At 61.3% G+C, this 25,103-nt stretch carries 26 protein-coding genes; all 26 read left to right on the forward strand.

What is annotated here, in order from left to right; genetic code table 11:
- Window positions 1-123 precede the first annotated feature (123 nt).
- The 26 genes from QQJ86_RS13280 (at window position 124) to QQJ86_RS13405 (ending at window position 25,064) form a co-directional block, all read left to right on the forward strand.
- On the forward strand, window positions 124-309 hold the full coding sequence (locus tag QQJ86_RS13280) for a hypothetical protein (protein ID WP_284321439.1): 186 nt from the start codon (window positions 124-126) through the stop codon (window positions 307-309).
- A gap of 31 nt (window positions 310-340) precedes the next feature.
- Window positions 341-1,573 (forward strand): flagellin N-terminal helical domain-containing protein, encoded by a 1,233-nt coding sequence (locus QQJ86_RS13285; protein WP_284321440.1) that lies wholly within the window; start codon window positions 341-343, stop codon window positions 1,571-1,573.
- Window positions 1,574-1,751: 178 nt separating this feature from the next.
- Complete coding sequence (gene fliD, locus QQJ86_RS13290) at window positions 1,752-3,221, forward strand: flagellar filament capping protein FliD (protein ID WP_284321441.1); 1,470 nt, start codon at window positions 1,752-1,754, stop codon at window positions 3,219-3,221.
- Between the two features lie 2 nt (window positions 3,222-3,223).
- A complete protein-coding gene (fliS, locus tag QQJ86_RS13295) occupies window positions 3,224-3,658 on the forward strand; it encodes a flagellar export chaperone FliS (RefSeq protein WP_284321442.1) in 435 nt (144 codons plus the stop codon).
- The gene (gene fliT / locus QQJ86_RS13300; protein ID WP_284321443.1) at window positions 3,655-3,960 is read left to right on the forward strand and encodes a flagellar protein FliT; all 306 of its coding nucleotides are present in this window, start codon (window positions 3,655-3,657) and stop codon (window positions 3,958-3,960) included. Before fliS ends, fliT begins: the two co-directional genes overlap by 4 nt.
- A 327-nt stretch (window positions 3,961-4,287) precedes the next feature.
- Window positions 4,288-4,884 (forward strand): PilZ domain-containing protein, encoded by a 597-nt coding sequence (locus tag QQJ86_RS13305; protein ID WP_284321444.1) that lies wholly within the window; start codon window positions 4,288-4,290, stop codon window positions 4,882-4,884.
- Window positions 4,885-5,253: 369 nt separating this feature from the next.
- A complete protein-coding gene (locus tag QQJ86_RS13310) occupies window positions 5,254-6,714 on the forward strand; it encodes a sigma-54 dependent transcriptional regulator (RefSeq protein ID WP_284321445.1) in 1,461 nt (486 codons plus the stop codon).
- Between the two features lie 36 nt (window positions 6,715-6,750).
- Window positions 6,751-7,083: a flagellar hook-basal body complex protein FliE gene (fliE, locus tag QQJ86_RS13315; RefSeq protein WP_284321446.1), complete on the forward strand. Its 333-nt coding sequence runs from the start codon at window positions 6,751-6,753 to the stop codon at window positions 7,081-7,083.
- A gap of 70 nt (window positions 7,084-7,153) precedes the next feature.
- On the forward strand, window positions 7,154-8,830 hold the full coding sequence (fliF, locus tag QQJ86_RS13320; RefSeq protein ID WP_284321447.1) for a flagellar basal-body MS-ring/collar protein FliF: 1,677 nt from the start codon (window positions 7,154-7,156) through the stop codon (window positions 8,828-8,830).
- Entirely contained in the window at window positions 8,820-9,827 is a 1,008-nt protein-coding gene (fliG, locus tag QQJ86_RS13325) for a flagellar motor switch protein FliG (RefSeq protein ID WP_284321448.1), read from the forward strand. Before fliF ends, fliG begins: the two co-directional genes overlap by 11 nt.
- A gap of 229 nt (window positions 9,828-10,056) precedes the next feature.
- Complete coding sequence (locus tag QQJ86_RS13330; protein WP_284321449.1) at window positions 10,057-10,689, forward strand: FliH/SctL family protein; 633 nt, start codon at window positions 10,057-10,059, stop codon at window positions 10,687-10,689.
- Window positions 10,686-12,041 (forward strand): flagellar protein export ATPase FliI, encoded by a 1,356-nt coding sequence (gene fliI, locus QQJ86_RS13335; protein WP_284321450.1) that lies wholly within the window; start codon window positions 10,686-10,688, stop codon window positions 12,039-12,041. Before QQJ86_RS13330 ends, fliI begins: the two co-directional genes overlap by 4 nt.
- A gap of 3 nt (window positions 12,042-12,044) precedes the next feature.
- Window positions 12,045-12,479, forward strand: coding sequence for a flagellar export protein FliJ (gene fliJ, locus QQJ86_RS13340; RefSeq protein ID WP_284321451.1), 435 nt, complete (start codon window positions 12,045-12,047; stop codon window positions 12,477-12,479).
- A gap of 60 nt (window positions 12,480-12,539) precedes the next feature.
- Window positions 12,540-13,829, forward strand: a complete 1,290-nt coding sequence (locus QQJ86_RS13345; RefSeq protein ID WP_284321452.1) for a flagellar hook-length control protein FliK — start codon at window positions 12,540-12,542, stop codon at window positions 13,827-13,829.
- Between the two features lie 375 nt (window positions 13,830-14,204).
- The gene (locus tag QQJ86_RS13350) at window positions 14,205-14,696 is read left to right on the forward strand and encodes a flagellar basal body-associated FliL family protein (RefSeq protein WP_284321453.1); all 492 of its coding nucleotides are present in this window, start codon (window positions 14,205-14,207) and stop codon (window positions 14,694-14,696) included.
- Between the two features lie 13 nt (window positions 14,697-14,709).
- Window positions 14,710-15,726, forward strand: coding sequence for a flagellar motor switch protein FliM (gene fliM / locus QQJ86_RS13355; protein ID WP_284321454.1), 1,017 nt, complete (start codon window positions 14,710-14,712; stop codon window positions 15,724-15,726).
- A gap of 35 nt (window positions 15,727-15,761) precedes the next feature.
- On the forward strand, window positions 15,762-16,064 hold the full coding sequence (fliN, locus tag QQJ86_RS13360) for a flagellar motor switch protein FliN (protein ID WP_284321704.1): 303 nt from the start codon (window positions 15,762-15,764) through the stop codon (window positions 16,062-16,064).
- On the forward strand, window positions 16,061-16,447 hold the full coding sequence (fliO, locus tag QQJ86_RS13365) for a flagellar biosynthetic protein FliO (protein WP_284321455.1): 387 nt from the start codon (window positions 16,061-16,063) through the stop codon (window positions 16,445-16,447). Before fliN ends, fliO begins: the two co-directional genes overlap by 4 nt.
- Window positions 16,448-16,569: 122 nt before the next feature.
- On the forward strand, window positions 16,570-17,385 hold the full coding sequence (fliP, locus tag QQJ86_RS13370; protein ID WP_284321456.1) for a flagellar type III secretion system pore protein FliP: 816 nt from the start codon (window positions 16,570-16,572) through the stop codon (window positions 17,383-17,385).
- Window positions 17,382-17,651: a flagellar biosynthesis protein FliQ gene (gene fliQ / locus QQJ86_RS13375; RefSeq protein ID WP_284321457.1), complete on the forward strand. Its 270-nt coding sequence runs from the start codon at window positions 17,382-17,384 to the stop codon at window positions 17,649-17,651. Before fliP ends, fliQ begins: the two co-directional genes overlap by 4 nt.
- On the forward strand, window positions 17,648-18,415 hold the full coding sequence (fliR, locus tag QQJ86_RS13380) for a flagellar biosynthetic protein FliR (protein WP_284321458.1): 768 nt from the start codon (window positions 17,648-17,650) through the stop codon (window positions 18,413-18,415). Before fliQ ends, fliR begins: the two co-directional genes overlap by 4 nt.
- Before the next feature lie 200 nt (window positions 18,416-18,615).
- Window positions 18,616-19,755, forward strand: a complete 1,140-nt coding sequence (flhB, locus tag QQJ86_RS13385) for a flagellar biosynthesis protein FlhB (protein WP_284321459.1) — start codon at window positions 18,616-18,618, stop codon at window positions 19,753-19,755.
- Between the two features lie 18 nt (window positions 19,756-19,773).
- The gene (gene flhA / locus QQJ86_RS13390; RefSeq protein ID WP_284321460.1) at window positions 19,774-21,864 is read left to right on the forward strand and encodes a flagellar biosynthesis protein FlhA; all 2,091 of its coding nucleotides are present in this window, start codon (window positions 19,774-19,776) and stop codon (window positions 21,862-21,864) included.
- A 194-nt stretch (window positions 21,865-22,058) separates the two neighbouring features.
- Window positions 22,059-23,390 carry a flagellar biosynthesis GTPase FlhF gene (gene flhF / locus QQJ86_RS13395; RefSeq protein ID WP_284321461.1) on the forward strand — a complete coding sequence of 444 codons (1,332 nt, stop codon included), beginning with the start codon at window positions 22,059-22,061 and terminating at the stop codon, window positions 23,388-23,390.
- 14 nt (window positions 23,391-23,404) lie between these two features.
- The gene (locus QQJ86_RS13400) at window positions 23,405-24,328 is read left to right on the forward strand and encodes a MinD/ParA family ATP-binding protein (RefSeq protein ID WP_284321462.1); all 924 of its coding nucleotides are present in this window, start codon (window positions 23,405-23,407) and stop codon (window positions 24,326-24,328) included.
- 1 nt (window position 24,329) lies between these two features.
- A complete protein-coding gene (locus tag QQJ86_RS13405) occupies window positions 24,330-25,064 on the forward strand; it encodes an RNA polymerase sigma factor FliA (RefSeq protein WP_284321463.1) in 735 nt (244 codons plus the stop codon).
- The last annotated feature ends 39 nt before the right edge of the window (window positions 25,065-25,103 follow it).

A 25,103-nucleotide genomic window follows, 5' to 3' on the forward strand; every position in this document is an offset into this window, starting at 1 on the left:
GAAATATCAGTCGGTTAACGATGGTGACGGGTGTTTTTACCGGACAGTACTGGGGCCAGCAAAGAAAAGTGACCCGGTCGCTTCGCGACCGGAAGCGCCGCAGGTAATGCCACGCACTCGCCGATGAGCCAACAACACAACACACCGCACTTCGACAGCACCAGCAAAACCTTTAGCGCTCCCCATCACATTTTTCGCACCCATCTCCTTGGCCGCACAACAAAAAAATCTCAAGTAATCCCCACCAGCGCCGAAAAAGTCCCTGAGGCGGTCGGCACAGCAAAACGTGACTGGACCCCGCCGGTTTGAGTACCACCTATCCGGTTTCAGGAGACATCCAATGTCACTCGTTTTAAATACCAACATCGCTTCGCTGCAGGCCCAGAACAACTTGTCCAAGTCGGGCAGCGAGTTGAGCACCGCCACCCGTGACCTGTCCTCGGGTCTGAAGATCAACAGCGCCGCTGACAACGCTGCCGGCTTCGCCATTGCCAGCCGTTTCCAGACGCAGATCGGCGGTCTGGGTCAGGCCAGCACCAACGCGAGCGATGCCATCAACCTGGCGCAGACTGCGGGTTCCGCACTGAGCCAGATCACTTCCAACCTGCAGTCCATCCGTGACTTGGCCGTGCAGTCCGCCAACGGCACGTACCAGGCTTCCGACCGCGCCGCGATCGACACCTCGGTGCAGCAGTACCTGTCGGAAATCACGCGTATCGCCAACCAGACCAGCTTCAACGGCACCAACGTGTTGAATGGATCGGTCGGCCAGTTGTCGTTCCAGATCGGCTCGAACGTTGGCCAGCAGATCAACGTAAACCTCGGTCAGGGCGCTACTACGTCGCAGCTCGGCCAGACCTCGGAAATCTCCACGGCCGATCTCAGTGGTGCGTTCGTCAATGCCAGTGGTGTGTCGGGCCAGTCGATCAGCCTGAGCGGCCTGACCATCGAGGGTGCGGATGGCAAGAGCTACAGCTTGAGCGGTGCCAGCGCCAACAGCGCACAGGGCGTGGCTGATGCAATCAACGCGGCGGGTATCGCGGGCGTGAGTGCAGCTGTAAACAAGAACGGTGGCATCAATGTCTATTCCACTGGCGAGCTGGCCGTTTCCGGCTCGGCGCTCACCGGTGCAGCAGGCACGGCGTTCAACCTCACCACGGGTGCTGTTGCTTTCGGTGCCAGCGGTGCAGGCTCCACGGCCACCGGCTTTGCCGCCACGGGTGCGGCTTACACCGATGGTTCGGTGATCACGGCCTCCGGTTCGCTGGCAGGCGGCGATGTTTTGACGGTGGACGACGCCAACAACCTGATCTCACGCGTGGATGTGGCGCTGACCCAGGTCAGTAACTTCCAGAGCCAGCTGGGCGGCGTGCAGAACCGCTTCCAGTCGACGATCGCCACGTTGAGTGCGGAGCAGACCAACCTGACGGCTTCGCAAAGCTCGATTCAGGACACCGACTTTGCGGCGACTACCGCGGATTTGAGCAAGTCGCAGGTGTTGCAACAGGCAGGTATTTCGGTGCTGGCCACCGCGAATGCCCAGCCGCAGCAGATCCTCAAGCTGCTGGGTTAATCGGTATGACCGGCCATGGCGCAAGCCATGGCCGGGTTTTTGCTTCAAGGGGTCTGACGGCCTTCAAGCCGTCAGAAAACCCACGCGAGCGGTGGGCAAAGCTCTCATTCGATCAACAGTAGGAACGTGAGCTTTGCCGGCGGTTCGATGGCGCCAGAAACCCTTCGATGAGGCCTTCATGAGCAGCATTTCCAGCCTGGGCAGTACCTCGAGCGCGCTTGCTAGTGCGATCAGCGGTGCCAGTTCCACTTCCAGCACCGGCAGCTCCAGCGGCAGCAGCATCAGCGGTACCGGCCTGCTCAGTTCGCTGGGTCTAGGTACGGGTCTGGACGTCAACTCCATCATCACGGCGCTGGTCAATGCACAGGAAGCCGGTCCACAGGCACAGATCACCAACCAGACCAACCAGGACAACAACCAGATCGCCGGACTTACCGCACTGCAGACAGCGCTGTCCGGCGTGCAGTCCGCGCTGAGCGAGTTGACCTCCAGCTCCACCTACGCCACGTACACCACCACGCTTTCCAACACCTCGCTCGGCACGGCCAGCACGCTGCCGGATGCTTCGCCCGGCAGCTACAACATCAACGTGACGCAGCTGGCTACCGCGCAGAAAAGCGTGAGCGCAGCACAGTCGAGCACCGCTACGGTAGGTACCGGCGCGCTCAACATCACCGTGGGCGGCAAGACCTTAAATGTGTCGGTGGGTGCGAGCGACACGCTTTCGTCCATCGCCAGCAATATCAACAACGCCAGCGGCAATCCGGGCGTGACCGCCACCATCGTGTCGGGCGTGAACGGCAATCAGCTGGTGCTTACTTCCACCAGCACCGGCACCGCCAACGCCTTCAGCGTTAGCGCGGGCAGCGGCAGCAGCAGCGGCGTCAGCGCGCTGGCGAGTGCGCTCAATACGCCCAGCACCGCGGCGGGCAATGCGCAGCTGACGATCGACGGCATTTCCGTCAGCAGCCCCACCAATAGCGTGAGCGGCGCGCTGACCGGTGTCACGCTCAACCTCTCCACCACGGGCAGCACCCAGCTCACCGTCGCGCAAAGCACCACGCCGATCAGCACGGCGGTGAACGACTTCGTCTCCGCGTACAACACGTACGCCAGCACGGTGAGCCAGCTGCAAAGTTACAACAGCACCACCAAAGTTGCGGGTGTGCTGCTGGGCGACGCTACGCTGTCGGCAGTGCAGAGCCAAATCTCCAGCGTGCTGGGCAGCAAGGTTTCGAGCAGCAGCCTTGGCAGCCTGGCCAACCTGGGCATCACCCGCAATGCCGACGGCACGCTGGCGCTGAACTCGACCACGTTGGCGAACACGCTGTCCAGCAACCCCTCATCGGTGCAGCAGCTTTTCACGGGCACCAATGGTATCGCTACGCGGCTCAATACCCTGGTGACCAACTTCAACAGCAGTTCTGGCGTGCTGCAGACGCGCATCAACAACCTCAATAGCGATCTGACCACACAATCGTCGGCGCAGACGGCGTTGAACGCGCGCATGGCGGTTTACCAGCAGCAATTGGTCCAGCAGTACACCAACTTGAGTTCGCTGATGTCGTCGCTCAACAACACCAGTTCCTATCTCACCCAGGCGATGAACGCGCTTACCGGCACCAGCAGCAGTAGCAGCAAGGGTTGATCATGAGTTACCCATCCCGCAATGGAAGCGCGCTCTACGCACAAACACGCGCGCAAGGCAGTGTGGAAGGTGCGGATCGTCACCAGTTGTTGGCGATGCTGCTCGATGGCCTGGTCGATCGCATCAGCCAGGCACGCGGCCATATTCTGCACAAGGATATTCCGGCCAAGGGCCAGGCTTTTGGAAAGGCCATCGGCATTCTCGTCGCCTTGCGCGAGAGTCTCGATCACAGCGTGGAACCTACGCTTACCGGTCGCCTTGATGCTTTATACGACTACATCACCCGGCGCCTACTGCATGCACAGATCCACGATGATTTGCGTGCGCTGGATGAATGCGAACGCCTGATCGCGCCGATCCGCGAAGCCTGGCATGCGATTCGCGAACCTTATCTGGCGGAACAGGCCCAGGCAAAGGCGAAAGCTGCGGCGCTATGAACGACGCGGCACTGATCAGTTTGCAGCACACCTTGGCGCTTACCGTCGAAATGATCGACGCTGCTGCGCACGACAATTGGGCACTGGTTACCGAACTCGATGAGCGACGCCAGTTTCATCTGCAACAATTGCAAGCCGGAACGCTCGATTCGGAATGTCGTGAAACTCTGCAGGTTTTACAGGCCCATAACCGCACATTGCTGGAGTGTGCCGAACAGGTGCGCGATAAGGTTGAGCAGCAGCTCAGCCAACATCAGTACAACCATCGGGCATTGCAGACGTATGTGATGTCGGCGCGGTGACGTCGCTATTGCTACCTTTCCCCGCGAGCATGGGTATAACTTTCGATAGGGCTGAACTGTACCTTGTCGTCATTCCGGCGAAGGCCGGAATCCAGTTCAAATGCGTCGTGCGAAGCACTCAAAACCAATTACGTGTCCTTCGGACGCATATTTAGACTGGATTCCGGCCTTCGCCGGAATGACGGTGAGGCAAAATCGAGCCTCCCTGAAAATGTGTAGATACCTATGCCCTCCGCGGAAAGGAATCATGGGCACTGGCACGCCTTATGAATAATCCACACTGATACCGGCATGCCGTCATAAAGCCGGCACATGAGAGGGGAGTTCATGCAAACCCAACAAGATGAAGCGAAATGGCAGGCGTTTTCCGAACGCGTGACGTATCAAGGCCAGCCGCATGTCGACATCGGTGCCTTCGATCCAGCATTGGAAGACATCACGCGTCTGAACGAGCGCAACCTTCACGTATTGAGATCGCTCGCCGCATTGGATGAGCGCCGATCCGAAAGCACCAGCGATGACGACAGCCCACTGATGCTGGAATTGCAACGGATGGACAGCAAGATCAACGTACTGCTGGATATCGTCGATCGCCTGCTGCTGCCGGCCACGCTGCTGCCACCGCGCCAGCCGGTGAGTTTCAACGCAGTGGGCATGATCGTGCCGGAAAGCGCGCTTCCAGCGGCCGAAAGTCTGCTTGTACGCCTGCATTTCGATGCTTGTCGGGCCTTGCCATTGGAGCTACCAGCGCAACGCGGGCGCCTACTAAACGATGACAATACTTTCGTTTACTTTTGTGCGTTGAGCGACGTGGTCGAGGATGGGTTGGAACGTTTCGTTTTTTGTCACCACAGACGCAAAGTGGCTGAAGCACGTCTGACGGGAATGGCGGAAAACGTGCCAGGGGGCAAATACAGAGTGTGATGCCTATCACGCCATTGCACATTCAGTAACGGCGAATTCCCGCCACGCATACGTATCCATAACGATTTTGGGCGCCATCGATAAGTAGTATTTGTCGGGCAAAAAAATCCATCCAAATCAAATAAGTAAACGATTTCTTGCTTCAGTCAGGAATGTGAATTCGTGCAGGTATGGTGCGAGAAATCCGTCACATCGCATCCGCGACGTATGCCACGGGCCAACTTGCTGCGAAATTTTTGGCGTTCTTCTTGCTGGACTGCTGCACGTGTCACGACGGATAGCTGACACACAGGGGACAACACGACATTGGGACTGGAATGGTCGTTGTTCGTCACAGCAGTCGCAGTCAATGCAGCAGGATCCGCGCTTATGCCAAACAGCAACGTACTCATCATCGAATCAAACGGAACACGCGCCGACATCATCACCTCGGCCATGCAATTCATGGGCTTCTTTCCGCAGCGCTGGGATGCGTCGCTGCCTACCGATTCGATGACGCACGATTGGCGAGCTGTTTATATAGGCGGTATTGAAGACGAAACCCTTTGCGACCAATTGCTGGCCTCGCTCGAAGTGCCGGTCGAACAATTGCTGGTGCTGGTCGGCTCCGATTCGCCGCAACTGGAACGTTTGACCAAAGGCGGTTCGTCGCATGCGGCGCAAATTGAAGTGCTGGATTTTCCGCTGCGCTACGAACGTCTGGCCGAAGCCATGCGTCGTGCACCCACGCTGCGCACGCAGAGCAATCCGGCGCCGCTGCGCCTGGTCGGCAACTCCACGGCGATGGGCCGCGTCAACGCGTTGATCCGCCAAGTGTCGCCGTTTGATTCCAGCGTATTGGTGCTGGGTGAATCCGGCACCGGCAAGGAAATGGTGGCGCGCGCCATTCACGATTGTTCGCCGCGTCGTGACAAGCCATTCGTGGCGATCAACTGCGGCGCGATTCCGGCCGAACTGTTGGAAAGCGAACTGTTCGGTCATGAGAAGGGTGCGTTCACCGGCGCCATCAGCACGCGCAAGGGCCGCTTCGAGATGGCCGAAGGCGGCACCCTGTTCCTGGACGAAATCGGCGACATGAGCCTGCCGATGCAAGTGAAGTTGTTGCGTGTGCTGCAAGAACGCATGTACGAACGTGTTGGCAGCAACCGTACCCAGCGCTGCGACGTGCGCATCATTGCCGCCACGCATCGCAATCTCGAAGTAGCTACGGCCGAAGGCCGCTTCCGCGAAGACCTCTATTACCGCCTCAGCGTGTTCCCGCTGGAGATGCCGTCGCTGCGCGAGCACTTGGACGACATGCCGGAGCTGATCACCGAATTCAATCAACGCCTGCAGCGCCGCGGTCTCAACAGTGTGCGCTTCAGCGGCAGCGCGATGCAGTCGTTGCGCCAGCACAACTGGCCGGGCAACGTGCGCGAACTGTCCAACCTGGTCGAACGCCTGGCCATTCTCTATCCGAACAGCGAAGTGCGCGCCAGCGATCTGCCGGAGAAATACCGCGGCACGCAACCGATCGAAGAAACCGGCGGCAGCGTCGTGCGCGCCATGCTCGACGGTCAGAGCAAGACGGCGCCCGCACACAACCGCCATTTGATGGATGCCGAAGTGCTGCTGCCCGAGGGCGGTGTGGATCTGAAGGATCACCTGGCCGACATCGAAGTGGGATTGATCCGCCAAGCGCTCGACATCACCGACGGCGTAGTGGCGCATGCGGCGAAGCTGTTGCACATGCAGCGCACCACGTTGGTGGAGAAGCTGCGCAAGTACGGTTTGCAGTCGGCTTGCCGTAGCAATGATCCGGCGGCGGAGAGTGGCACGGCCGTTGCATAAAGCACTCAGTAACCGCGTAAGCGTTGGAAAACCGACATGAGTCAGATTGACGTCAACAGTGTGCTTTCGCAGTTGCGCGCACTCAGCGCGCAAGCTGCGGGTACGACGCCGAAGGCTTCGTTGCCTGCGTCGGCCAATAGCCCAAGCGTGGATTTCAGCACCTTGTTCAAGCAGAGCATCGGATCAGTGGTTACGCAGCAGAATGAAGCGCAGACACAGGTCAGCGCGTTCGAACGCGGTGATCCCGGCGCCGACATCGTCAAGACGTCGATCGCAGGGCAGAAGGCGGATCTCGCATTCCGTGGATTGGTGGAAGTACGCAACAAGCTGGTCGATGCGTACACCACCATCATGAACATGCCGGTTTGAAGTGCTTTGTTCCCTCTCTCCTACGGGGAGAGAGCAGTCGCGTAACCCATAACGTTCACACCGACGACTCATGGCCGACAACATTCCCGCTACCACCAACGCGCGCCCGGACCAGCTCAAGAGTCTCCTGCGCAATCCGACCGCCCGCTTGTTGATGCTGCTGATAGGCGTCGCTGCGGCAGTGGCGTTGGGCGTGGGCATCGTGTTGTGGTCGCGCGGTCCGAATTTCGCCTTGTTGTATGCGGGGCTGGACCCGAAAGATGCCGCCGCAGTCACGCAAGCCCTGCAAAGCACCAATACGCCTTTTCGTCTTGGCGCAGATGGCGCGTCCATTTCGGTGCCGGCCGACGTCCTGGCCGACACTCGCCTGAAGCTGGCGAGCCAGGGCCTGCCGCAAGGCAGTACCGCCGGTGCCATGCTTCCGCAAAACGATTCGCCGTTCGGCATGAGCGATCTGGCCGAAAGCACGCGCTATCGCGAAATGCTGGAAACGGATCTTGGCAACACCATCGCCGGCTTGCAGTTCGTGCGCGCAGCGCGGGTGCATTTGGCGCTGCCCAAGCCGTCTGCGTTCATTCGCGATAATCATCCGGCGAGTGCGTCGGTGTTGCTCACGCTTTATCCCGGTCGCCAGCTCGACAGCAGCCAAGTGCAGGCGATCGTTCATCTGGTGTCGTCCAGCGTGCCGGATCTCGATCCTTCGCAGGTGTCACTGGTGGATCAGCAGGGCACGCTGCTGACGGTTTCCGATCCGGATAGTCCTGGTGCGGTGGGCGATGCGCATATGCGCTTGGTCACGCGCATGGAGAACAGTTACGCGCAGCGCATCGAAACCTTGCTCACGCCTTTGATGGGCGCAGGACGTGTGCGCGCGCAAGTCGACGTCGCATTGGATTTCAGCCAGACCGAAAAAGCCAGCGAAAGCTACGACAGCGACAAACCTGCTTTGCGCAGCGAGCAGACGAACAGTGAACAGAAGCGCGATGGCGCCGCCGGCGAAATCGCGGGTGCATTGAGCAATCAGCCACCGAACACCGTGGCGCAGCCGACCGCAGCCAAGCCCAACGCCGGCACGCCGCCTGCCGCGAATGCCGCGGCAAGCAATACCGCCAACGCAACGCCAACCGACACATCGTCCAGCGCCACGCGCAATTACGAACTCGGTCGCACCGTCAGCCACGTCAGCAATCCCGCCGGCAAGTTGACACGCCTGACAGTAGCGGTGGTGGTCGACAACAAGCCTGCGCCGGACGGCAAAGGCAAGAGCATTCCGCTTACCCAGCAAGAGTTGGAACATCTGACCGACCTCACCAAGAACGTGGTGGGCTACGACCAGCAGCGTGGCGACAACGTTACCGTGATCAACCAGGCGTTCTCCGATTCGCCGGTCGACGCCGCGCCGGTTGCGCAACCATTCTGGATGCGTCCGGGCATGCTGGATCTGATCAAGCAAGGCGCGGGCATTCTCATTGCCGTATTGATCGCTTTCGGTTTGTTGCGGCCGTTGCTCAAGGGCCTGCTGCGCGGGCCGGAACCGATGACCGCGTTGGCCGGACCCATGCCGACCGTTTCCGTGCGCATCGCTGATGATGAACGTGATCGCGAAGACTCGGTGCGCATCACTTCGCCGCAAATCCAGAACATGGCGTACGAGCAGAAGATCGGGCTTGCACGCAAGCTGGCGCAGGAGAATTCCAAGCAAGTCGCGCAAGTCGTGATGAATTGGGTGGGCGACGATGGCAGCTGAGACTCTGCTCAACGGCGCGCAACGTGCAGCCATCCTGTTGCTGACCCTAGGCGAGCAAGACGCAGCCGAGGTGCTCAAGCATTTGAGCGCGCGCGACGTCCAAGCCGTCGGCACCGCCATGGCGACACTCAGCAACGTGTCGCGCGATCAAGTAGAGCACGTACTCAATCGCTTGAACGATGACATCGGTCGTCAGACCGCACTTGGCGTTGGCACCGAGGAATACATTCGCAAGGTGCTGGTCAGCGCGCTGGGCGAAACCAAGGCCGGCAGCCTGATCGATCGCATTTTGCTGGGGCGCTCCACCAAGGGCCTGGAATCACTGAAGTGGATGGAAAGCCGCGCCATTGCCGAGATGATCGGCATGGAACATCCACAGATCATCGCGTTGGTGCTGGCGCATCTGGAACCGGACCAGGCTGCCGAAGTGATCGGCTACCTGCCGCAGCGCGTGCGCAGCGATGCCGTGATGCGCATCGCCAATCTTGATGGTGTGCAGCCGCAGGCGTTGAACGAACTGGACGAGATCATGGAGCGCCAGTTCTCCGGCACGTCGAGCAAGCTGAAATCGGCGACGGTGGGTGGACTCAAAGCGGCAGCCGACATTCTCAACGCGATGGAAACCTCGCGCGAAAACGAATTGATGAGTGCGATCCGCACGCATGACGCTGGCCTCAGCACCAAGATCGAAGAGTTGATGTTCGTGTTCGACGATCTGGCCGACATCGACGATCGCAGCATGCAGACCTTGCTGCGCGAAGTGCCCTCCGCAGGCCTGATCGTGGCGCTGAAGGGTGCGGAGGTGGCGATACGCGAAAAGATTTTCGCGAACATGTCCAAACGCGCCGCCGATATGTTGCGCGACGATCTGGAAGTGAAAGGCCCGGTCAAGCTCAGCGAAGTCGATGCCGCGCAGAAGGAAGTGTTGATGATTGCGCGCAAGCTGGCAGATGCGGGGCAGATCAGTCTTTCGGCCAGTGGCGATGAGTTTGTGTGATGGGGCGCGTTGCGTTGTCTTGCCGTAAACCAGCTCCCTCTCCCCCGTCTTTGATCGATAACGGGGGAGAGGGCTGGGGTGAGGGGTCAACCTCGCGAGATGTCTCTTTGTGGCACGAACCATCAAAAGAGCACAGCAACGCAAGCGTGACGTCCTACGCAAGCGCAGCCCCTCACCCCAACCCTCTCCCCGAAGGGGAGAGGGAGCATGTCGCGCGAGGAGTGCTTTGATGCCCAACGTCCTCACTCGCGAAACCATTGCAGGCTTCAATCGTTGGGAACCGCCTTCGGTCGGCAGCGAAGCCGCAGTTGAACCTGCGGCACCACCCGGCCCGACGGTCTACGAACTGGAAGAAATCGAACGCCAGGCGCGCGAGGAAGGCTACGCTGCGGGCTTGGCCGAAGGCCGCGCAGCGGCAAAGAAAGAAATGGACGAGCGCCTTGCGCGCCTCGAAGCGCTTTGCGCCGCCGCCGCACGTCCGCTCACGGGCATGGACGATGCCGTCGAACACGAGCTTGCACTGCTCGCTACAGTCATTGCGCAGCGTGTGGTGATACGCGAACTGCAACTCGATCCATCACTGATCGAGCGCGCCGTGCGCGAAGCCGCCGCGGCCTTGCCATCAGCCACGCGCGAATTGCGCGTGTGGGTGAATCCCAGCGATCTGGATCTGTTGCGCGAGCTTGCCGCGGCCGAACCGCATTGGCGTTTTGGCGCCAACCCCGCATTGCAACGCGGTGATGTCGTGCTGGAGAGCGAGCGCTCGCGTCTGGATGCACGCGTCAGCACGCGACTGGCCGCCGTCGTCGATGCCGTTATTGGCGATGATCTCGATGACGGCGCGGAAGAGGTTTCCGCATGACCAACGCCGCGCCAGGCAAGCATCAGCGCTGGCGCCGGCAACTTGGCCTGCGCGCCCAGCATGCGCGCGCCGCGCAATTGTTGACTGTGGAAGGACGCTTGCGTCGCGTAGTGGGTTTGACATTGGAAGCCGAAGGTTGTGAGGCGCCGTTGGGCGCGCGCTGCCTGGTCGACGCTGCCGACGGCAGCGAACTGGATACCGAAGTGGTGGGTTTCGCCGATGAGCGGCTGCTGCTGATGCCGGTAACCGAAATGCACGGTGTGCTGCCAAATGCGCGCGTGCGGCCTTGCTTACGTACAGGCGGGCTACCAGTGGGCGAGGCTTTGCTTGGTCGCGTGGTCGGCGCCGACGGCATGCCGCTGGACGGTGAAGGTCCGTTGCGTGCGGATAGCCATGCCGCGCTCAAGCGCGAGCCCATCAACCCGATGGCACGCAAACCGATCGATACGCCGCTGGACACCGGCGTGTGCGCCATCAATGCATTGTTGACGGTAGGGCGCGGCCAGCGCATTGGCTTGTTCGCCGGTTCCGGCGTGGGCAAGTCCACCTTGCTTGGCATGATGACGCGCTACACCGATGCCGATGTCGTGGTCGTCGGACTGATCGGCGAACGCGGACGCGAAGTGAAAGAGTTCGTCGAACACACGCTAGGGCATGAAGGCCGCGAACGCGCGGTCATCGTGGCTGCGCCGGCCGATGCGCCGCCGCTCAAGCGCTTGCGTGGTGCGCAATATGCCACCGCGATCGCCGAGTGGTTTCGCGATCGCGGCCAGCGCGTGCTGTTGCTGATGGACTCGCTGACGCGCTACGCGCAGGCGCAGCGTGAAATTGCCCTGGCGATCGGCGAGCCGCCGGCGACCAAGGGCTATCCGCCGTCCGTGTTCGCCATGCTGCCTGCCCTGGTGGAACGTGCAGGCAATGATGCCCAAGGGCGCGGTTCCATCACCGCGTTTTACACCGTGCTTACTGAGGGCGACGATCACCGCCACGATCCCATCGCCGACGCGGCGCGTGCGATTCTGGACGGCCATATCGTGCTTTCGCGCGACCTGGCCGAAGCGGGCCATTACCCCGCCATCGATATCGAGGCTTCGATCAGCCGCGTGATGCCGGCCGTGGTGGCGAAAGAGCAGATGCGCGCCGCGCAGCGCTTCCGCCAGATCTATTCGGCGTATCGCCAGCGGCAGGATCTGATCGCCGTAGGCGCGTACCAGAAAGGTTCCGACGCGCAGGTTGATCAGGCTATCGCGATGTATCCGCGCCTGGTCCGGTTCCTGCAGCAAGAAGTCGACGAGCCTGTCGAATTGCATGCTGCACAAGAAAGGTTGGCTTCCATCATTGCGGAGATCTAAGCCATGCCATCGCGTTCGGATCGACTGCAACCGGCTGTGGACCAAGCCCAACGGCGACAAAAAGATGCGCTGCAGCGCCTGGCCGACCATCAGCAGAAACTCGCGCATGCCGAGCAGCAATTGGAAGAATTGAAGCGCTATCGCCGTGAATACAGCCTCGGCGACGGCGGCCTGACGGTGAGCGCCTTGCTCAACCGTCAACAATTCGTCGACCGCATCGATCAGGCGATCGTGCAGCAGATCAAGCTCGTCGAACGCTTGCAGCGCCAGCTCGATGGTGCGCGTGAACGCTGGTTGCAGGCACATGCGCGCGAAAACGCACTCGATAGTGTGGTCGAGCGCTTGCGTAAGCAGGAAAGCCAGCGCGAACAACGGCTTGAGCAAGCCGAAGTAGACGAGCGGATGCAATATCGCGGCAACAGGATGGGCCCGTCATGAAGCTGATGGCTCGCTTCTTGCTGTCGTTTCCAAGGCCAACGTCCTGAAGAGCATTCGCGCATGAGCGCCACGCCACTACCTTCTCTACCCATCACCCCGTCGACCTCGACGCAGCACGCCGGCGCTCCAAGGTGGGAGAGCCAACAGCACAGCGGCGCCAGCTTCACCTCGCATCTGCAGTCCGCGCAGCGGCAATCGTCGGATTCAACGCAGACGCCCAAGCAGAACAGCGACGCGGAACAGAACGACAACACCAGGCAGACATCCACTGCACAGGCCGACAATCCGTCGAGCAACACCGACAAGCCGGGTGATGCCAACGCATCCAAGCAGGATGACGCAACAAACACCAGCGATAGCGGCATCGACCTTACAGGGGGCGTCGGCACGCTGGCCAGCGTCGTGCTCAGCTTGATCGATCATGCCGCGGGCGATACGCCTGGTGGCACGGCAGCAAGCACGCATGCGGCACCTGCAAAGCCAGTCGCGCAACCCGGCAACAAACCAATCGCCGCCGCGCAGCCTGACGCGCTGGCGACGGCGTTAATTCCCACGCCGCTTGCGGCGGCGATGGGCATTTCACCAACCACCACAACCTCAGCCAACGGCAGCTTGCAGATGTCCGATGGCATCGGTGCCCTGTCGCAAAAAGCCTCAGCTTTCGCAAGCGCAAATGCCGACAACGCCGTTGCCAGCGATACGAACAATGCTTCCGCTACGGCGGATGGCGGCGCGTCAACGCCAAGCGGTGGCGACAATCTCCAGACATTTGCCGCTGGCCTTGCAGCCATCGGTCATGCAAGCGTTCCGGCTGCGGCATCGGCGGCAACAGACAATGGTTCGCAGAATTCACCGGACCTCGCTGCGTTGGGCAGTATTACTGCAGCAGCATCCGCTGCTTCGACGGGCGCAACAACCGGAGCTACACACAATCTCGCGATGAACGCGCCGGTGGGTACCTCCGGCTTCGCGAAGGAACTCGGTCAACAAATCACCTGGCTCAGTGGCCAGGATGTGAAGCAGGCACAGATACGCCTGAATCCACAAAACCTCGGTCCGCTTGACGTGAAGGTAAGCGTGGAGCACGGCCGGGTGGACGTAAGTTTCATGACGCAGCATGCCGCCACGACCACCGCCGTGCAGCAAGGGTTGGATCAGCTCAATCAGATGCTGAGCGGGCAGGGGCTTTCGCTCGGGCATGCGACGGTGGGGCAGCACGCGCAGCAGCAGTTTGGCGGGCAGCAGGGGCAGCAGGCGCAAGCGTCAGGCACGGCCAATGACGACGTTGTTGATACGCCTGTGGCTACGGCTGCGCGTGTCGCCGTAGGTCTTGTCGACGCGTTTGCTTGATCCAATGCGCACGCTCTGACTGAGCGTCCTGAGAACTTGCCTTACTGTCGTCGTCCCGGCGAAGGCCGGGACCCAGCGACTGTGCTTCGACGTCAAGACACTGGGCCCCGGCCTTCGCCGGGGCGACGAGCTGTGGCTTTTTCATCAGCGTTGGATAGGTGGCGGCAGCACATCGCGCACCGACGAAATCACCACGCACACGCCCCGCCTACATCCCGACACGCGTCAATAAAACGCCGCCCTGCCTCTTCACATCACGCACAAACCGCGCCGCCACGCGGTTCCTAAGCATGGCACGCCGCTTGCTAAAACACTCCTAGCTAAGCCCGCTTCGCGAAGCGCGGCATCACGTCTTGTTATGGAACGGGGTTGTTCATGGCTAACGCCGAGTCTCTCGATGGAAACGAAACTGCGACTGCCAAGAAAAAGGGCGGGACAAAGCTGTACATCGGCATCGCTGTCGTCGCGCTGCTGGGCGCAGGCGGTTATCTGTACAGCCGCGGGCAAGGCGCGCAGGCAAATGCCGCGACGGCAACCGCGCCCAAGGCACCGGAATTGTTCCTGCCGCTCGATCCTGCCTTCGTCGTGAATTTCCAGGATCAGGATTCCACGCGCTATCTGCAGGTGGGCGTGACCGTGATGACGCACGATCCGGCTGCCGTACAGGCCATGAAAGAAAGCGATCCGGTGATCCGCAACGCGCTAGTGATGTTGTTCAGTAGCCAGACCTATGCCGGCCTGAGCGACATCGCGGGCAAGAAAAAGCTGCAGGCCGAGGCGCTGGACGCTGTGCGCAAGATCGTGGCCGACAAGACCGGCAAGCCGGATGTCGATGCCTTGTATTTCACCAGCTTCGTCATGCAGTAACGGGGAACAAGCGATGAGCGACCTGCTTTCCCAGGAAGAAATCGACGCCCTGCTCAACGGCGTCGACGGAGGCCAGATCGAAACCGAAAGCGACATGCCGCCGCCGCCGGGTTCGGTGCTGGATTTCGACTTTACCCAGCAGGACCGCATCGTGCGCGGCCGATTGCCGACGCTGGAGATGATCAACGATCGCTTCGCGCGCTTCTTCCGCACTCAGTTGTTCGGCGTACTGCGCAAGACCTGCGAAGTGTCGGTGCTCGGCGTAAAGATGCAGAAGTTCAGCGAATACGTGCACGGACTGAACGTGCCGAGCAATCTCAACCTGATCAAGGTGAAGCCGCTGCGCGGTACCGCGCTCGCGGTGATGGAGCCGCGGCTGGTGTTCACCGTGATCGACAACTTCTTCGGCGGCGACGGGCGCTATCACGCGCGCATCGAAGGTCGTGATTTCACGCCGACCGAAAACCGCGTCATCCAGATCCTGCTCGCCGAAGTGTTTGTCGCGATGACCGAAGCCTGGGCGCCGGCTATGCAGGTGCAGTTCGAATTCACCAATTCCGAGATCAATCCGCAGTTCGCCAACATTGTCAGCCCCACCGAGACCGTAGTGGTCTCGCGCTTCCACGTGGAACTCGATGGCGGTGGTGGCGAAGTGCATCTCACTCTGCCTTACGCGATGGTGGAGCCGATCCGCACCATGCTCGATGCCGGTGTGCAGAGCGACCGTATGGGCGAGCGCGACGAGCGCTGGATCAACTGCCTGCATGAGGAAGTGATGGACGCGGAAGTCGAGCTCAGTTCGCTGCTGCTGGAAACCGAGATCAGCATCGGCGACTTCCTGGGCTTGCGCGTCGGGGACGTGATTCCCATCGGCCTGCCGGATGTCACCACCGTGTTTGCCGAAGACATACCGATTTTCCGCGGCGAGTATGGCCAATCCAATGGCCGCTACGCGGTTCGCTACAAGCGCGCGGCCGGGCGCCGTGCCCCGCTTTCCACGTTCGACTTTGCTCCGGAAAAAATCGCATGAATCAGAACATCGACCACAAGAACGGTGACCATCACATGGGATTGGATGCCTTGACAGCAGCCGGCGAGAACCCGGCTGACGTCAGTCTCGACATGATCCTGGACGTGCCCGTGACGCTGGCGATGGAAGTGGGCCGCACGCGCATCAGCATTCGCAACCTGCTGCAGCTCAATCAGGGTTCGGTGGTGGAACTGGATCGCGCCGCCGGTGAACCGCTGGACGTATTCGTCAACGGCACGCTGGTGGCGCACGGCGAAGTGGTGGTGATCAACGAAAAGTTCGGTATTCGTCTCACCGACGTGATCAGCCCCGCAGAACGGGTGCGCAAGCTGAGATGAGCATCGTAATGTCCATGCTGGCGCGCGCGCCTGCGGCGAGCGTGCCCGATATCAACGTGACCGGCGAATTGATTCGCGTGGTGTTGAGTCTGGGCGCGATCGTTGCGCTGATCTTCGCCGCAGGCTGGCTGACGCGGCGTTTGCAGTCTCGGCAATTCGTTGGGGGGCGACGCTTGCGCTGCATTGAAAGCATGTCGATCAGCGCGCGTGAGCGTGTGTTGTTGATCGAAGCCGATGGCAAGCGCTTGCTGGTCGGCGTTGGTGCCGGTGGTGTACGGGCTTTGCATGTTTACGAAGGCACGGTGCCGGTGGACGCCGCGCCGGTGCCTGCACAGGTGCCGCCTTTTGCGGAGTTGCTGGGTCGCTTGGGGCGCAAGTCATGAATATCCATGCTTGTCGTGAGTTTCAAAGTTCGTCATCCCAGCGAAAGCTGGGATCCAGCGCCTTGGCTCCACAAAAGTCACTGGATCCCAGCCTTCGCTGGGATGACGGGATCAGGAAGGTAATGGGCAAGCTGGCATACGTCGCATTCTTTTTGTTGGCTTTGATGTTGATTCCTTTCAACGCACAAGCGGCCAACAGCACAACAACCACGACGTCATCGGCCATTGCGCCGATCACTCCCATCGCTCCGATCTCGCAGCAAGCCGGCATCCCCGTACTAACCGTACAAAACGCAGGCAACGGCCAGAACTGGAGCGTTTCGCTGCAGGTGGTGGCACTGATGACAGTGCTGAGCCTGCTGCCCGCGGTGTTGCTGATGATGACCTCGTTCACGCGCATCATCATCGTGCTGAGCTTTCTGCGGCAGGCGTTGTCCACGCAATCCACGCCACCCAACCAGGTGCTGCTGGGGTTGGCGCTGTTCCTGACGTTGTTCGTAATGTCGCCGGTGCTCAATCGCGCTTACGAAGATGGCGTGAAGCCGTACATGGATCATCAGATCAGCGCGGAAGCTGCTATTCCCGCTGCCGCTGCACCATTCAAGCATTTCATGCTGAATCAGACGCGTGACGCGGATCTACAGCTCTTCACGCACCTGGCGAAGGAACAACCCTATGCCAGCAAGGACGACGTGCCGTTCCGCGTGGCCATGCCGGCTTTCATCACCAGCGAACTGAAGACAGCGTTTCAGATGGGCTTTCTGCTGTTCATTCCCTTCCTGGTGATCGATGTAGTGGTGGCAAGTGTGCTGATGTCGATGGGCATGGCGATGGTGTCGCCGTCGATCATCTCGCTGCCGTTCAAGATCATGTTGTTCGTGATGGTGGATGGGTGGTCATTGCTGGTTGGCACCTTGGCGGGGAGCTTCTACACATGACGCCGGAATGGGTGATCCACTTCGGCCAGCATGCGCTCTACATCGGCATGCTCGTTGCCGCGCCGCTGCTGCTTACTGCGCTGCTGGTTGGCTTGCTTATCGGCATTCTCCAGGCTGCCACGCAGATCCACGAAATGACGCTGAGCTTCATTCCAAAGTTGCTGGCGATGGCGGCGGTGGGATTGCTGGTCGGTCCGTGGATGCTGCACACCCTGGTGCAATTTACGCACGACATCATTGTCGGCTTGCCGGAAGCGATCAAATGACGATCGAGCTGGCTACGCTGATCCATTGGGTATCCGGCATGCTCTGGGCCCTGGGTCGCGTGGGCGGCTTCTGCATGGCGGCGCCGATCTTCAATGCCACCGTGATGCCGGCGCGCATCCGCACAGCCATCATCGTCGTACTGACGATGGTGTTATCGCCGCTCGCACCCACCGAGATGGATCTATTCAGCGCCACCGGCGTGGCGACGATGGCGATGCAGCTGCTGATCGGCGCCAGCATCGGCTTCGTGCTGCAGCTGGTTTTTCAGGCGGTTTCGTACGGTGGCATTTTGATCGGGCAAAGCATGGGTTTGGGCTTTGCGGAATTGATCAGCCCGACCAGCAACACCAGCGTGCCGGTGCTGGGCCAGTTCTACATGGTGATGGCGAGCCTGCTGTTCCTGGCGATGGATGGCCATCTGCAAGTGATCCAGTTGCTGGCGGACAGCTTTCGCAGCGTGCCGCCCAGTGTCACGGGCATGGATGGCAAATCCCTGTGGGCACTGGTGATGGCTGGTGGCGATCTCTTCTCCGGTGCACTGCGTGTGGCCTTGCCGGCGATGACGGCACTGCTGCTGGTGAATATCGGTTTTGCGGCAACCAGTCGCGCATCGCCGGCGATGAATCTGTTTGCGGTGGGCTTTCCGATCAGCATCAGCATGGGCTTTATCGCGTTGTGGCTGGCGATGCGCGGACTGTCGAGCGCGTATTCGGCGCTGCAGGCGGTGGGTTGGGATTTGATGCGGCATTTGGCGGGGCTTTGATCATGTGCTCCCACATTCATTCGCGTTCCGTCTTAGTGAGCCCCTCTCCCTTCGGGAGAGGGTGCCGAAAGGCGGGTGAGGGTTCGGGCAGAGCGCGTTATCGACTCTTGCAGCGTAATTGGATGTCGCGCGCTGATCGCACCCTCACCCCAACCCCTCTCCCGAAGGGAGAGGGGCTCAAATGTGCCGTGGAGTAAGCCATGGCCGAGACCGAAAACGAAGACCGCACCGAACGAGCGTCAGAAAAACGCTTACAAGAAGCGCGTGAAAAAGGCGAAGTTCCGCGATCGCGCGATCTCTCTGGCGCGATGGTGGTGCTGGCCGGCGCCAGCATTCTGCTTTCCTACAGTTCCAGCATGTACATGCATATGCGGCACATCTATGCATTGGGCTTGGGCTATTCGCGCGATGCATTGTTCAGCGACGAACTGATGTCGCGCGTGCTGCATATCGCGTTGGGCGACATGCTAGCGCTGCTGATGCCGATCTTCGCTGCCACCATGCTGGCGGCAGTCGGCTCCACCGTATTGATCGGCGGTCTCAATTTCAGCTCGGAAGCCTTGGTGCCGAACTTCGGCCGTCTCGATCCGATTTCGGGGCTGGGCCGGCTGGTTTCGCTCAATGGCTTGATCGAGCTGGCGAAGTCGCTATTGAAAGTCTCCGTCATTGGCATTGCCTTGGTGCTGCTGTTGCGGCATGACGAGGCCGCCGTCATGGCGACGGGACGCGAACAGATAAGTGCAGGCGTCGGCCGTGCGTTGTCGCTGGTGGCGCATGCCGCGCTGGTGTTCGCCGCGATTCTTGGCGTGATCGGCGGCCTCGATGCGCTCTGGCAGCGTTTCGACTACGACCGCCGTCATCGCATGTCCAAGCAGGAGTTGAAGGACGAGCACAAGGAAAGCGAAGGCGATCCGCATTTGAAAGGCCGCATTCGCCAGATGCAGCACCAGATGGCGCGCCGGCGCATGATCCAGGACGTCCCCAAGGCCGACGTGGTGGTGGTGAACCCCACGCACTTCGCCGTGGCGCTGCGTTACGACGATGCACGCATGCGCGCGCCGCGCGTCGTGGCCAAGGGCGTGGATGTGCTCGCGCAGCAGATTCGCCTGGTAGCGGACGCGCATCGCATTCCCATGGTGGAAGCACCACCGCTGGCACGCGCGTTGTATGCCACCACGGAGATCGGGCACGAAATTCCGTCTGCGCTCTACGTAGCTGTCGCGCAGATTCTCGCCTACGTCTACCAGCTCAAGCAGGCCGTCGAACGTGGTGGCCCCATTCCCGATGCGCCGCGGCCGGATATTGATCCCGAGCTGCAAGGCCGTTACCGCCAACCGTAATTGAACAAGGCGACACGCATGGCAACCGCAAGCGTTCTCGATAGCTTCAAACAGGTCAGCCGCCGCGGTGCAGCTGCACCAGTGGTCATGCTCGCCATGTTGGCGATGCTGATGCTGCCGTTGCCACCGTTCGTGTTGGACATTCTCTTCAGCTTCAACATCGCGTTGTCGCTGGTGATCCTGCTGGCGGTGGTGTACGTGTTGCGGCCGCTGGAATTTGGCGCGTTTCCCACGGTCGTGCTGCTCGGCACGCTGCTGCGCCTGGCGCTCAACATCGCTTCCAGTCGCGTGATTCTGCTGCATGGCCACGATGGCGCAGGCGCGGCGGGCAAGGTGATCGAGGCCTTCGGCGAATTCGTGATCGGCGGCAATTTCGCGGTCGGCCTGGTGGTGTTCGCCATCCTCACCATCATCAACTTCGTGGTGGTGACCAAGGGCGCTACGCGCGTATCGGAAGTGACGGCGCGTTTTACCTTGGATTCGATGCCCGGCAAGCAGATGGCGATCGACGCCGATCTCAACGCTGGTTTGCTGACGCAGGAACAGGCACGTGAACGTCGCCAGGAAGTGCGCGAAGAAGCGGATTTCTACGGCTCGATGGATGGTGCCTCGAAGTTCGTGCGCGGCGACGCGACGGCGGGCATCCTGATTCTGTTCATCAACATCGTCGGCGGTTTCTTCGTCGGCATGCTGCAACACGGCCTTAGCGCAGGCGAGGCGGCGCGCACGTATACGCTGCTCACCATCGGCGACGGCCTCGTCGCGCAGGTGCCGGCGCTGATGCTGTCGATTGCCACCGCGGTGATCGTGACGCGCGTGTCCAAGTCGCAGGACATGGGCAAGCAGGTGGTCGGGCAGGTATTTGCGCAACCGCGCGCGCTGGCAGTGGCCGGTGTGGTGCTGGGGGTGATGGGTTTGATTCCCGGCATGCCGAACATCGCCTTCCTGATGCTGGGTGCGGTTTGCGGCGGCGCTGCATGGTTGATGGTGAAGCGCGAAAAAGAAACCAAGGAACGCCTGGCCAAGGCAGCGACCGAAGCGCTGCCGGCGCCCGCTGCCGCCGAGCGTCTTGAGCTAGGTTGGGAAGACGTCGCCAGCGTCGATCCGGTGGGCTTGGAAGTGGGTTATCGCCTGATTCCGCTGGTGGACAAGAATCAGGGCGGTGAGTTGATGTCGCGCATCAAGTCGGTGCGCCGCAAGCTGTCTCAGGAACTCGGTTTTCTGGTTGCGGCCGTACATATCCGCGACAACCTGGACCTAGGGCCAAACACGTATCGCATCTCTCTGATGGGCGTGCCGATGGGCGAGGCGGAGGTGTATACCGAGCGTCATCTCGCCATCAATCCCGGACGCGTACATGGCACGTTGCAGGGCGTGACCACGCGTGATCCCGCGTTCGGACTGGAAGCGGTGTGGATCGAGAACAGCCAGCGCGACCATGCGCAGGCGCTTGGCTACACAGTGGTCGATCCGGCCACGGTGATTGCCACGCATCTTTCGCACATCCTGCAAAACCACGCGCACGAGCTGCTCGGCCACCAGGACGCGCAGCAGCTGCTGGACCGCCTGGCGCAGACCACGCCCAAGCTGGTGGAGGACCTCGTTCCCAAGCGTCTTTCGCTGGGCGTGGTGGTGAAAGTGCTGCAAAACCTGCTGGCCGAACGGGTGCCGATCCGCAACATGCGCACCATCGTCGAGTCTTTGGCGGAGCACGCCGCCCAGAGTCAGGATCCTGGCGCCCTCACGGCCTATGTGCGGGTGGCGCTGGGTCGCCAGATCGTCCAGGAAATCGCGGGTTTAGGCACGGAAATCCCGGTTCTGACCTTGGCGCCGGAGCTGGAACAGATCTTGCTCGGATCCCTCTCGAGCAGTGGTGCAGCAGGTGCGGCCGTAGAGCCGGGGCTCGCCGACCGCCTGCAGCAGAGCGTCGCCGAAGCGGCGCGTCGGCAGGAGGCCAGCGGCGAACCGGCGGTGATGCTGGTGCAACCGCAACTGCGTCCGTGGCTTTCGCGCTTCACACGCCACGTGGCCCAGAACCTGCATGTGCTGGCCTACAACGAAGTACCGGATAACCGGCGTGTGCGATTGGTGCAGGCGATTGGGCGATAAATGATGAGGTGGACGATGACGTCATGCATGCGAGCTTTGCTCCCTCTCCCCTCCGGGGAGAGGGCTGGGGTGAGGGGCCAGTCTCGTACTGGACTTTATTCGAAGCACGCTTCGATTAGCCGTCTGCGCAAGAGCATCCCCTCACCCCAACCCTCTCCCCGGAGGGGAGAGGGGGCAGAAGCAGGGAGCGCCACATGAAAATCAAACGCTTCCTCGCCCCCGACATGCGTCAAGCGATGCGCGACGTGCGTACAGAGCAGGGCGCTGACGCAGTGATTCTTTCTACGCGCCGTCTCGAAGAAGGTATCGAAATCATCGCCGCCGTCGACTACGACGAAGCGCTGATGCGCGAAGCTGCACGAGTCAACACGCCAGCGCCGGCCGTCACGAAACCGCCGGTGAAGGAAACCATCAAGGAGACACCGCGCGAAACGCTGAAAGAGCGCGCGAAGGATGTCGCCAAAGAACCCGTCAAAGAAGTCGTGAAGGAGCCGGTGCGCGCGGTCACGCCACCGCCGCCGCCGCCGTTGCCGTTACCGACGAGCGAAATCGCCGCGCTGCAGCCGATGATCGAACAGCACGCGTTGGAAACCGCGCGCATGCGCACCGAACTCGGTGGCCTGCGCCAGTTGCTCGAACAGCAACTTTCCAGCCTTGCGTGGAACGACATGGAGCGCCGCAGCCCCATGCGCGCTCGTGTGTTGCGCGACATGTCGCGGCTGGGGATCGATACCGATGTGGCGCGCCAGCTCATCGATGAGCTGCCTGAAAACATCAATGCTGATCAGGCGCGCTATTTGCCGCTGGGTCTGCTCAGCCGCAGCCTGAAAGTGAGCGGCCGCAGCCTTGCTGACGTATGCGGCGTGACGGCGCTGGTCGGTCCCACCGGTGTGGGCAAGACCACCACCATCGCCAAGCTCGCCGCGTGCGCGGTGAAGCATCACGGCCCGACCAAAGTCGCCTTGGTCAGCACCGATCACTACCGCATCGGCGCCGCCGCGCAACTCGAACACTATGGCCGCTTGCTGAGCGTGCGCGTGTATCCCGCCTACGACGCGATCGGCTTGGCGCAGACGCTGCACCTGTTGCGCGATCACCACACCGTGCTGGTCGATACCGCGGGTGTGTCCGGCAGCGATCCGCGTCTGCAACAACAGATGGACGTATTGCGCGAAGCCAGCGCGCACGGTGCCTCGCAGTTGCGTACGTGCCTGGTACTGGCCGCGAATGCACAAGCGTCCGCGCTGGACGAATCGGTGCGCGCGTATCTGCCGATCAAGCCGAGTGCGTGCATCGCCACCAAGCTGGACGAAGCACCGAGCCTGGGTGGCTTGCTCTCGGTTCTGGTCCGTCACGGCATTCCGCTGGATTGCACCACCGACGGCCAACGCGTTCCCGAAGACATCAGTGCTGCCGACGCGCGCGTGCTCGTGTGCCGCGCCGCGCAGCAGCAGCGCCGGCTCGGCTTCGCGGGCGATGAGCTGGATATGGCCGAGCGCTTCGGCATGGCGGTGGCGGGTCTATGAACAAGGCAGTGCACATGAATCAGGCAGCCGGTTTGCACAACCTGTTTTCCGCCGCCCCTACGCCGCTCGAGGAGGTGGACGTGTTCCATCAGGCTGCAAGCTTGCGCCCGATCGTTCCCCGCACGCGCATCACGCGCACCATTGCGGTCGCTGGCGGCAAGGGCGGCGTTGGGAAGACCACGGTGGCCGTCAATCTTGCCATGGCGATGGCGATGGCCGGCCGCGACGTGATGCTGCTGGATGCGGACATGGGCGTGGCCAATGTGGACGTGCAACTGGGCTTGAACACCATGCGCCACGTGGGCCATCTGCTGGAAGGCCAGTGCACGCTGCAGGATCTGATCATCCCGGCGCAGCACGGCTTGAAGGTGATACCGGGTGGTTCGGGCATCCGCCGCCTGGCCAAGATGGGCAACGGTGAGCATGCCGCAGTGATCCGCGCATTCGACGACTTGATCCAGCCGCCGGAATTTCTGGTGGTGGATACCGCAGCCGGCGTGGCTGACAACGTGGCGATGTTCGCCGCCGCGTCCGACGACGTGCTGATCGTGGTGTGCGACGAACTGGCGTCGCTCACCGATGCGTATGCCTTGATCAAGATTCTCGCCCACGACTTCGGCGTGCGGCGCTTTCATATCGTCGCCAACATGGTCCGCCAGGCGGGCGACGCGAAAAAACTCTACGAAAAACTGGCGCGTGTATGCGGGCGCTTCCTCGATGTAGCGCTCGACTACATGGGCATGCTGCCGTACGACGAGTGGCTGCGTCAGGCTATTCGTCGCCAGGGGGCTGTCGTCGACTTGTGGCCATCCAGCCGCGCGGCGATGGGATTCAAGCAATTGGCATGTGCGGTCGATACATGGGGGAAACCCGCGTACCCGGACCTGGGCCGAATTGCCTTTTTCAGCGGCCAGAGCGTGCCGGCCGCGGGGTGGTGACATGAACGTAGCTTCGGAATATCTGCAGCTGCAACGCGAGGATGCGGATCAACTGGTGCGCAAGCATGCGCCGCTCGTGCGGCGTATCGCTTACCACCTGATGGGTCGACTGCCTCCTAGCGTTGATGTGGGAGACCTGATGCAAGCGGGAATGATCGGCTTGCTGGAGGCGGCGCGAAATTTCACGACCGATCGCGCGGCCAGCTTCGAAACGTATGCGGGCATCCGCATTCGTGGCGCGATGCTGGACGAACTCCGGCGTACCGATTGGACCCCGCGCTCGGTCCACCGCAAGGTGCGTGAAGTAGCGGAGGTAGTGCGGCAGATCGAAAACGAAACCGGCGCGGACGCGGATACCGCCGAGGTGATGAAGCGACTTGGTATGACCGCCGAGGAGTATCACCAGGTGCTGTCCGACGCGACCAGCGCGCGACTGCTCAGCCTTACCGCGCCGGACGACGGCGAGGGTGGCGAAAGCGGCGCACTGGACGTGGTCGACCACGACAGCTTGGGGCCGCAGGACAGCTTCGAGCAGGACGGATTGCGCGAAGCATTGGCCGAGGCGATCGGCACGTTGCCCAAGCGCGAACAACTGGTGATGTCCCTGTACTACGAGCAGGAACTGAACTTGAAAGAAATCGGGCTGGTGCTTGGCGTGACCGAATCGCGCGTGTGCCAGATCCATGGCCAGGCTTTGGTCAGGCTGCGCGCGCGCATGGGTGACTGGCGCGGTTAGCAACAAAACATATCCCCTCTCCCCGGAGGGGAAAGGAAG

The sequence above is a fragment of the Dyella acidisoli genome (assembly GCF_030160295.1).
GTDB lineage: Bacteria > Pseudomonadota > Gammaproteobacteria > Xanthomonadales > Rhodanobacteraceae > Dyella_B > Dyella_B acidisoli.

Excerpts from the sequence above, each read along its gene's own strand:
- QQJ86_RS13400 (WP_284321462.1), top strand. The coding sequence starts at position 23,405 with ATGAATCAGGCAGCCGGTTTGCACAACCTGTTTTCCGCCGCCCCTACG.
- QQJ86_RS13350 (WP_284321453.1), top strand. The coding sequence starts at position 14,205 with ATGGCTAACGCCGAGTCTCTCGATGGAAACGAAACTGCGACTGCCAAG.
- flhF (WP_284321461.1), top strand. The coding sequence starts at position 22,059 with ATGAAAATCAAACGCTTCCTCGCCCCCGACATGCGTCAAGCGATGCGC.
- fliF (WP_284321447.1), top strand. The coding sequence starts at position 7,154 with ATGGCCGACAACATTCCCGCTACCACCAACGCGCGCCCGGACCAGCTC.
- fliI (WP_284321450.1), top strand. The coding sequence starts at position 10,686 with ATGACCAACGCCGCGCCAGGCAAGCATCAGCGCTGGCGCCGGCAACTT.
- QQJ86_RS13305 (WP_284321444.1), top strand. The coding sequence starts at position 4,288 with ATGCAAACCCAACAAGATGAAGCGAAATGGCAGGCGTTTTCCGAACGC.
- fliR (WP_284321458.1), top strand. The coding sequence starts at position 17,648 with ATGACGATCGAGCTGGCTACGCTGATCCATTGGGTATCCGGCATGCTC.
- fliS (WP_284321442.1), top strand. The coding sequence starts at position 3,224 with ATGAGTTACCCATCCCGCAATGGAAGCGCGCTCTACGCACAAACACGC.
- fliQ (WP_284321457.1), top strand. The coding sequence starts at position 17,382 with ATGACGCCGGAATGGGTGATCCACTTCGGCCAGCATGCGCTCTACATC.
- QQJ86_RS13280 (WP_284321439.1), top strand. The coding sequence starts at position 124 with ATGAGCCAACAACACAACACACCGCACTTCGACAGCACCAGCAAAACC.
- fliO (WP_284321455.1), top strand. The coding sequence starts at position 16,061 with ATGAGCATCGTAATGTCCATGCTGGCGCGCGCGCCTGCGGCGAGCGTG.
- fliJ (WP_284321451.1), top strand. The coding sequence starts at position 12,045 with ATGCCATCGCGTTCGGATCGACTGCAACCGGCTGTGGACCAAGCCCAA.
- QQJ86_RS13330 (WP_284321449.1), top strand. The coding sequence starts at position 10,057 with ATGCCCAACGTCCTCACTCGCGAAACCATTGCAGGCTTCAATCGTTGG.
- QQJ86_RS13345 (WP_284321452.1), top strand. The coding sequence starts at position 12,540 with ATGAGCGCCACGCCACTACCTTCTCTACCCATCACCCCGTCGACCTCG.
- fliN (WP_284321704.1), top strand. The coding sequence starts at position 15,762 with ATGGGATTGGATGCCTTGACAGCAGCCGGCGAGAACCCGGCTGACGTC.
- flhA (WP_284321460.1), top strand. The coding sequence starts at position 19,774 with ATGGCAACCGCAAGCGTTCTCGATAGCTTCAAACAGGTCAGCCGCCGC.
- fliT (WP_284321443.1), top strand. The coding sequence starts at position 3,655 with ATGAACGACGCGGCACTGATCAGTTTGCAGCACACCTTGGCGCTTACC.
- QQJ86_RS13285 (WP_284321440.1), top strand. The coding sequence starts at position 341 with ATGTCACTCGTTTTAAATACCAACATCGCTTCGCTGCAGGCCCAGAAC.
- flhB (WP_284321459.1), top strand. The coding sequence starts at position 18,616 with ATGGCCGAGACCGAAAACGAAGACCGCACCGAACGAGCGTCAGAAAAA.
- fliP (WP_284321456.1), top strand. The coding sequence starts at position 16,570 with ATGGGCAAGCTGGCATACGTCGCATTCTTTTTGTTGGCTTTGATGTTG.
- QQJ86_RS13310 (WP_284321445.1), top strand. The coding sequence starts at position 5,254 with ATGCCAAACAGCAACGTACTCATCATCGAATCAAACGGAACACGCGCC.
- fliG (WP_284321448.1), top strand. The coding sequence starts at position 8,820 with ATGGCAGCTGAGACTCTGCTCAACGGCGCGCAACGTGCAGCCATCCTG.
- QQJ86_RS13405 (WP_284321463.1), top strand. The coding sequence starts at position 24,330 with ATGAACGTAGCTTCGGAATATCTGCAGCTGCAACGCGAGGATGCGGAT.
- fliD (WP_284321441.1), top strand. The coding sequence starts at position 1,752 with ATGAGCAGCATTTCCAGCCTGGGCAGTACCTCGAGCGCGCTTGCTAGT.
- fliE (WP_284321446.1), top strand. The coding sequence starts at position 6,751 with ATGAGTCAGATTGACGTCAACAGTGTGCTTTCGCAGTTGCGCGCACTC.
- fliM (WP_284321454.1), top strand. The coding sequence starts at position 14,710 with ATGAGCGACCTGCTTTCCCAGGAAGAAATCGACGCCCTGCTCAACGGC.